Annotated in this window: 1 protein-coding gene and 2 pseudogenes; 2 read left to right on the plus strand and 1 reads right to left on the minus strand. The window is 56.5% G+C overall.

Annotated elements, in window-relative coordinates; translation table 11 throughout:
* Positions 1 to 129 precede the first annotated feature (129 nt).
* A pseudogene (locus tag BLS48_RS36915) lies at positions 130 to 252 on the minus strand (IS3-like element IS426 family transposase); the annotation flags it as partial.
* Between the two features lies 1 nt (position 253).
* On the opposite strand from BLS48_RS36915, the pseudogene BLS48_RS34645 reads away from it, so the two are divergent.
* Both BLS48_RS34645 and BLS48_RS34650 read left to right on the plus strand, forming a co-directional pair.
* Positions 254 to 430, plus strand: a pseudogene (locus tag BLS48_RS34645) (IS630 family transposase); the annotation flags it as partial.
* 130 nt (positions 431 to 560) lie between these two features.
* Positions 561 to 1,271 (plus strand): RNA polymerase factor sigma-54 (locus BLS48_RS34650; protein ID WP_483127886.1); only part of this gene is annotated, 711 nt, incomplete at its 3' end.

Raw genomic sequence — 1,271 nt, forward strand, 5'->3', positions numbered from 1 at the left:
GGTGCCAGATTCCAAGATGGAATCGAGGTCATCGAATTGAAGCCGCAGAGCGCCGCTTGATCAGCCTCGTCACCCAAATTCCAGCATAGCTCTCGCCGCTGAACCGGCCACCGTAGTTGTCGCCGCGCAATCGTCCGCTTTTAGATACGGCCCACGCGGTTTGGACTTGCCTTTAAGACGTTCGAGGAGATTGGAACGCGATACGCCCAGGACATCTGCCACCGTCTTCATCGGGAACCGTCCTTCGGCAACCTACAGTCCCGACTTCAACCCGATCGAGAACGCCTTCGCCAAGCTCAAGGCGTTGTTGCGAGCAAAGGCCGAGAGAACCATCAAGGCTCTGTGGGACGCCGTCGGTCCGCTTCTCGACCTCTTCACGCCAGCCGAATGCGCCAACTACTTTAAGGCCGCAGGATATGAACCGCATTAAACAGGACGTGCTCTAGATCATGTCGCCCAAAACTGTGCGGCAGTATTGGTGCAAAACCTGTACAAAGCATGACTCTAAGGCGCTTCGCATGAAGGGGCCTCCCCCTAAGCCATCGCAAGGATTTCGAGCTATGCAAACCACGGCAACGCTGATCCAGCACCAGAAGCAATCTATGGTCCTATCACGTAAAATCATCGAATCGATTGGCTTGCTGCGATTGAGTCTTACCGAATTGCAGCAGTTCGTGGATCAGGCAGTCGCAGAGAACCCGGTATTGGATCGCGCGCCAACTGATGGCGAGGCTTCTGGTGATGACTGGTCAATTTCGGGGGGCGATCCGCGAACCGGCTCACGCGGAAAGGACGTCGCCGACTCGCCTGCACGGTTCGGCCGCGGGATCAACACGACGAACAAACCGGCGGGTGATCGCCCTGACCTCGACAAGGCTAACAGCTACACTGAAACGTTGCGCGACCATGTCGCTCGGCAAATTGCTGGCACTGCATTCACACCGCGGGAGCGGCTGATAGCTCTTGGGCTTGCCGCGCCTCTGGAAGAAACTGAGTATCTTCATGTAGACTTTTTGGAGCTGGCCGGCCGCCTGAACGTACAGGAGGCTGATGTGGAACGTGTTCTCGGAACCATGCAGCAGTTCGATCCATCGGGAATTTTTGCGCGAACCCTCAGCGAATGCCTCGCGATACAGTTGCGGAACCTGGAACGGTTCGACCCTGCGATGGAAGTACTGGAGCTATGCTGGAATTTGGGTGACGAGGCTGATCAAGCGGCGCTCTGCGGCTTCAATTCGATGACCTCGATTCCATCTTGGAATCTGGCACCT

This window comes from Mesorhizobium qingshengii, from assembly GCF_900103325.1.
GTDB lineage: Bacteria > Pseudomonadota > Alphaproteobacteria > Rhizobiales > Rhizobiaceae > Mesorhizobium > Mesorhizobium qingshengii.